We start from the raw sequence: 5,422 nt of genomic DNA on the forward strand, positions 1-5,422 counted from the left end.
AGGGCGTCCGCCGTGCGCAGGATGCCGCCGGGCAGGCGGAGCGCCTCTTCCAGCAGGTCCTGCGGCAGGCCTGCGGCGAGTGCTTCGGCAAGGTCTGCATTGCGCGGGGCCGGGCCGAGGCGTTCGAGCATCTCGGCGAGGGCGAGTTGCGACACGCTTTGCAGGCTGGCGGCGGAGGCTGAAGCGGCGAGATGGTCCAGCGCGAGCGGCGTCATGCCGCCCAGAATGTGCCCGGCGGCGCGGCAGAGGTTGCCGAACGGGATTTCAGGGGAGAGGAGGCCGTCGGATTCGGCGGCGATCAGGATTTCGTCCCGGCTCTGGTCAGGCATAAGCGGCTCCTTCGCGAATCACTCACGCAGAGCGTGACGGGTGAACGCGGCGGCTTCAACCGCCTTGCGCGGTTTATTGTGGGCGCGGGGCGGGTTTGCCCTCACTCATTGCCGGATTTTCCGACGATCAGGTCGGCCATGCCGTCGCCGTTGGCATCATTGAGCGCCAGCCCGACCGCGTATTCCGGGCCGTCGCCGGAGACAGGCTCGATCAGGATGCGAACGGGGATGTCCCAGGGGGTGTCACCCTCGAAGTCCGGGCCTGCGGTGGGGTCGGCCGTACCGGTGATGTCGGCGATTTCGGCGAGTGCAGCGAGCGAGCCTGTGCGCCTGAACTGGCCAGCGCCATTGCCGGAGAATAGGGGGCTGTCACCGCTGGCGGCATACAGCGCGATGTCGACCTGTCCGTCGCCGGTGAAGTCATCAAGGCCGATCTGGACATAGGTTCCGGCGCTGCCCGTGACCGGGTGCGGGGTGAATTCCCCCCAGCCATTGTTCAGGAGGACGAGGCATTCCTGACCGTCCATGCCGGCGAGGGCGAAGTCCGTGTCGCCATCGGCGTCGATATCAGCGGCGGCGATGCTGACAGCGCCCGATTCGGTGCCGGGTAGGGGCGTGGCGAGGTGAAATCCCCCCATTGCGTTGCCGCGCATGAGCAGGCTGACGCCTGAACGCCGGGCGATGGCGAGGTCCGGGACGCTGTCACCGTCCACGTCGGTGAGGGCGGCATTGATCGGGTCGCCTTCCGGCCCGCCCGCCAGCGTGAATTGCCCTGATCCATTGTTGAGGGAGACCGGGCCGGGGCGGCCATTCTGCACACTGGCGCCATCCGCCCGGACCGTCTGCGTGCCGATCTCGCCGAGGTCGATCCAGGGCGTGACCTGGTAGTGCTGCGCGGGCGGGGGTGATTCGAGCCGGGCCTGAGACTGGGCGTATGCGCCTGCACTGGTGGCGAAGAGGAGTACGAGCGCCGCGCATCTGCCGTTCACGATCATGCGATACTGTCCTTTGCCGGGGCGTGTGGAAGGGGGATGCTAGGCGAGATTGGCGGCCGAGTCAGCCTGATCTGCCAGTCATTGGGGGCGAAAGCCTGCATCCGGGCAATGTCGCGCATTGCCTGCCTGCACGGTCTGGATTAACAGCCCGAGGAACGCCATATTGCGGCCATCAAGTCACGTCAGGACGGGCAGACAATGCTGAATCAGATTTTCACCTGGTGGAGCGGTATTACCGTGGGCGCCTCTTTCGATATCAAGCGGCGCAGTGGCCATGTCGGCACCGATGAATACGGCAACCGCTATTTCGAGGACCGCAAGGCGTCGATTGAGGGCCGTCATCGCCGGTACGTGATGTACAAGGGCCTGGCCGAACCGTCGAAAGTGCCTGCCGACTGGCATGGCTGGCTGCACCACACGGTGAACGAGCCGCCAACGCACATGCCGCTGGAGCGGCGCGACTGGGAAACCGACCACACGCCCAACATGACCGGAACACCGTACGCGACCAAGCCCAAGGGCAGCATGTCCGGCGGCGGTACGCGCCAGAAGTCTGACAGCGATTACGAAGCGTGGACCCCCGATGCGTGAGTCTGTGTTCGAAACCCTCGTTGGCGGGCTGGTTGTTGCGGTCGCTGGCGTCTTCCTCTGGTTCGCGCTGGCAGTCGGCGGCGATGCCGAAGTCAAGGGTGACCAGTACAATGTGCTGGCGCGTTTCAACAATGTGTCGGGCATATCGCGTGGTTCCGATGTGCGCATTGCCGGTGTGAAAGCTGGCGTGGTGAAGTCCATCGAGGGCGATCCGCAACGGTTCGAAGCGCTGCTGACCCTGTCGCTGGACAAGAAATGGGAACTTCCGGACGATACGGACGCGCGCATTTCGACCGATGGCCTGCTCGGCGGTTCCTATATTGCGCTGGAGCCGGGCGGCGGATTTGACACGATTGCCCAGGATGGCACGGGTGAAATCGTGTATACGCGCGGCAGTGTTGACCTCTTGACCCTGTTTGCCTCGTTCGCGGGCGGCGGCGGTGGCGGCGATGCCGCAACAGCAGATGCGCAGCCGGCCGAAACGGTGACCGAGCCGGCACCCGAGCCTGTGGCGGCGAAAAAGCCGGAGGCGAAGAAGCCTGCCGCGCCTGCGCCCGAACCTGGGGTGACGCCTGAACCTTCCGTCACCGAGACGCCCCCGGCTACGGCCCCGTATCCCCTGGACGATCCCTATCCTGCCGGAGATGATGGCCAATGATCCGACTGATTGCCGCAACTGTTATGGGCCTGAGCCTGGTGGGCGGCGCACACGCGGCGACCTTCGCGCAGAAGGACACGGCAACGCTGCGGGCACTGGACAAGATCACCGGGCGGTCGACCGATATCGAGGTCAAGGTCGGTGAGCCGGTTGTGTTCGGGTCGCTGAAAGTGGAACTGAAAACCTGCTTCCAGACACCGCCTGAAGAAGCGCCCGAGAGCGCCGCTTTCCTCAAGATCCACTCGACCCAGCCCGTGGCAGTGGAGACGATGGAAGCCGCCGTGGCAGCCGAAACGGTTGAGACGGTCAATGAAGCGAACCCGGAACTGTTTTCCGGCTGGATGTATGCCTCGTCGCCGGGCCTGAGCGCCCTTGAGCACCCGGTCTATGATATCTGGGTGATCCGCTGCACGGCGCCCGATCCGGTGAAGCTGCCTGCGCCCGTCACGGCGCCGGACGATGAGCCGATGCTGGACGACGTGCCGCCATCGCTCGATACAGAGCCGACACCCGAATAGAAACTTGCCTCGACGGTCAGGGCCGCGCGCAGGCGTTCCTTGAACTGCGCGCGCGTGATTTCAATCAGGCCAAACTGTTCCAGATGCGGATTGTGGAATTGCGCGTCGAGCAGCGTGAACCCGCCCTCGATCAGGCGGGCGGCCAGATGCACCAGCGCAATCTTTGACGCGTCAGTCGCGCGCGAGAACATGCTTTCGCCGAAGAAAGCGCCGCCTATCGCCACGCCGTAAAGCCCGCCGACCAGTTGGTCGCCGTCCCAGCATTCCACGGAATGCGCGTGGCCTTCCCGGTGCAGCGCGCTGTAAAGATTGAGGATTGCGGAATTTATCCAGGTGCTTTCGCGGTCCCTGGTTTCTTCCGCGCAGGATTCCATGACCCGCGTGAAAGCAGTGTCTGTGGTGACGCGGTAGGGTTCACGGATGACGGTCCGCTTCAGGCGGCGCGGAATGTGGAAGGCGTCCAGCGGAAGGATGCCGCGCATGTCCGGATCGACGAGAAAGAGGTTCGGATCATCGCGCGCATCGGCCATGGGGAAGACGCCCCGCTGATAGCAGGCGAGCAGATCCCGGGTTCCAAAGCGCGACGACATCAGCTGAATATGAGTCTCGTCGATGCGCCTGTCCATGGGGCAAGCGACCAGGGTTGTGGAGAAGGCGCGCGGCCTATTCAGCGGGCAGCTTGTTTTCCGCGAGGAATTTTTCGAGCCAGTGGATGTTGTAGTTCCCGGCCAGGACATCCTCGTTTTCGATCAGGCGGCGATGCAGGTCGAGCGTGGTGAAAACGCCCCCGACAACCATCTCTGCCAGCGCGCGGCGCAGACGCATGATGCATTCCCGGCGCGTGCGCCCGTGCACGATGAGCTTGCCGATCAGCGAGTCATAGTGGGGCGGGATGCGGTATCCGGCATAGGCCGCGCTGTCGAGGCGCACGTCGGGGCCGCCCGGGGCGTGAAAATCAGTGATCAGGCCGGGTGACGGCACGAAGGTTTCCGGGTGTTCGGCATTGATGCGGCACTCGATGGCATGGCCAACCAGCATGACGTCTTCCTGGCGGAAAGAGAGCTTCTTGCCCTCGGCGATGCGGATCTGCTCGCGCACGAGGTCGATGCCGGTGATCATTTCGGTGACGGGATGCTCGACCTGGAGGCGGGTGTTCATTTCGATGAAGTAGAACTTGCCGTCCTCATAGAGGAATTCGATCGTGCCGGCGCCGCGATAGCCGAGCTTTTCCATGGCGCGGGCGCAGATGCCGCCGATTTCTTCGCGCTGGGCCTGGTTGAGGGCCGGTGAGGGGGCCTCTTCCAGGACTTTCTGGTTGCGGCGCTGGAGCGAGCAGTCGCGCTCCCAGAGGTGCGCCACGTTGCCGTGCGTGTCAGCGATAACCTGCACCTCGATATGGCGGGGGCCTTCGAGGTATTTTTCGAGATAGACGGCATCGTCGCCGAAGGCGGCCTTGGCTTCGGTCTTGGCGGTTTTCACCGCATTTTCGAGGTCGGCCTCGGTGCGCGCGAGCTTCATGCCGCGGCCACCGCCGCCGGCGGAGGCCTTCACGAGGACCGGGTAGCCGATCTTCTTGGCGGCCTTCTTCGCTTCGGCAATCGAGGACAGGGCGCCTTCGGAACCGGGCACGCAGGGCACGCCAGCCTCGATCATCGCCACCTTGGCGGCGATCTTGTCGCCCATGATGCGGATATGCTCGGCGGTCGGGCCGATGAAGGCGAGGCCATGGGCCTCGACCATTTCGGCAAACTGGGCGTTTTCCGAGAGGAAGCCATAACCGGGGTGGATCGCGTCGGCGCCGGTGATTTCGGCGGCGGCGAGAATCTGCGATTTCTTCAGGTAGCTTTCAGACGAGGGCGGCGGGCCGATGCAGACGCTTTCGTCAGCAAGGCGCACGGCCATGGCATCCCGGTCGGCCGTGGAATGGACCACAACCGTCATCAGGCCCATTTCCTTGCAGGCGCGGTGAATTCGCAGGGCAATCTCGCCGCGATTGGCGATCAGGACCTTCTTGATCGTGCGGTGCTCGGCCATGTCTATTCGATCAGGGCCAGCGGCTCACCAAATTCCACCGGCTGGGAATCGGTGACGTAAAGCGCTGTCAGCGTGCCGGCACGGTCGGCCTCGACCGGGTTGAAGGTCTTCATGGCTTCGACCAGCATAAGCGTGTCGCCCTTCTTGACCTTGTCGCCGATATTGAAGAACTGCTTCGCGCCGGGTTCGGGGGCGAGATAGACGGTGCCGACCATTGGCGACTTGATGGCGTTGTCCGATACGGCAGGCGCTGCGGGGGCAGCTGCAGCGGCGGGGGCGGCCGAAGGCGCTGCTGGC

At 64.4% G+C, this 5,422-nt stretch carries 7 protein-coding genes and 1 pseudogene; 3 read left to right on the forward strand and 5 right to left on the reverse strand.

Annotated features, from left to right (window positions below):
* Both VR74_RS02310 and VR74_RS02315 read right to left on the reverse strand, forming a co-directional pair.
* Positions 1 to 329, reverse strand: a 329-nt coding sequence (locus VR74_RS02310) for a hypothetical protein (protein WP_045694062.1), incomplete at its 3' end; no start/stop codon positions are given.
* A 101-nt stretch (positions 330 to 430) separates the two neighbouring features.
* Positions 431 to 1,324, reverse strand: a complete 894-nt coding sequence (locus VR74_RS02315) for an FG-GAP-like repeat-containing protein (RefSeq protein WP_045694063.1) — start codon at positions 1,322 to 1,324, stop codon at positions 431 to 433.
* 198 nt (positions 1,325 to 1,522) lie between these two features.
* On the opposite strand from VR74_RS02315, the gene VR74_RS02320 reads away from it, so the two are divergent.
* From VR74_RS02320 to VR74_RS02330, 3 genes and pseudogenes are all read left to right on the forward strand, one after another.
* The gene (locus VR74_RS02320) at positions 1,523 to 1,915 is read left to right on the forward strand and encodes an NADH:ubiquinone oxidoreductase subunit NDUFA12 (RefSeq protein ID WP_045694065.1); all 393 of its coding nucleotides are present in this window, start codon (positions 1,523 to 1,525) and stop codon (positions 1,913 to 1,915) included.
* Positions 1,908 to 2,573 carry an MlaD family protein gene (locus tag VR74_RS20415; protein ID WP_299949391.1) on the forward strand — a complete coding sequence of 222 codons (666 nt, stop codon included), beginning with the start codon at positions 1,908 to 1,910 and terminating at the stop codon, positions 2,571 to 2,573. Before VR74_RS02320 ends, VR74_RS20415 begins: the two co-directional genes overlap by 8 nt.
* Before the next feature lie 23 nt (positions 2,574 to 2,596).
* Positions 2,597 to 2,923, forward strand: a pseudogene (locus tag VR74_RS02330) (DUF2155 domain-containing protein); the annotation flags it as partial.
* Between the two features lie 35 nt (positions 2,924 to 2,958).
* Here VR74_RS02330 and aat read toward each other — a convergent pair.
* The 3 genes from aat to VR74_RS02345 form a co-directional block, all read right to left on the reverse strand.
* A complete protein-coding gene (aat, locus tag VR74_RS02335; RefSeq protein WP_045694071.1) occupies positions 2,959 to 3,681 on the reverse strand; it encodes a leucyl/phenylalanyl-tRNA--protein transferase in 723 nt (240 codons plus the stop codon).
* Between the two features lie 73 nt (positions 3,682 to 3,754).
* The gene (accC, locus tag VR74_RS02340) at positions 3,755 to 5,125 is read right to left on the reverse strand and encodes an acetyl-CoA carboxylase biotin carboxylase subunit (RefSeq protein WP_045694067.1); all 1,371 of its coding nucleotides are present in this window, start codon (positions 5,123 to 5,125) and stop codon (positions 3,755 to 3,757) included.
* Positions 5,126 to 5,127: 2 nt separating this feature from the next.
* On the reverse strand, positions 5,128 to 5,422 hold a 295-nt coding region (locus tag VR74_RS02345; RefSeq protein ID WP_045694072.1), incomplete at its 5' end, for a biotin/lipoyl-containing protein.

This window comes from Hyphomonas sp. BRH_c22, assembly GCF_000961795.1.
GTDB lineage: Bacteria > Pseudomonadota > Alphaproteobacteria > Caulobacterales > Hyphomonadaceae > Hyphomonas.

Excerpts from the sequence above, each read along its gene's own strand:
- VR74_RS02315 (WP_045694063.1), bottom strand. The coding sequence starts at position 1,324 with ATGATCGTGAACGGCAGATGCGCGGCGCTCGTACTCCTCTTCGCCACC.
- VR74_RS02320 (WP_045694065.1), top strand. The coding sequence starts at position 1,523 with ATGCTGAATCAGATTTTCACCTGGTGGAGCGGTATTACCGTGGGCGCC.
- VR74_RS20415 (WP_299949391.1), top strand. The coding sequence starts at position 1,908 with ATGCGTGAGTCTGTGTTCGAAACCCTCGTTGGCGGGCTGGTTGTTGCG.
- aat (WP_045694071.1), bottom strand. The coding sequence starts at position 3,681 with ATGTCGTCGCGCTTTGGAACCCGGGATCTGCTCGCCTGCTATCAGCGG.
- accC (WP_045694067.1), bottom strand. The coding sequence starts at position 5,125 with ATGGCCGAGCACCGCACGATCAAGAAGGTCCTGATCGCCAATCGCGGC.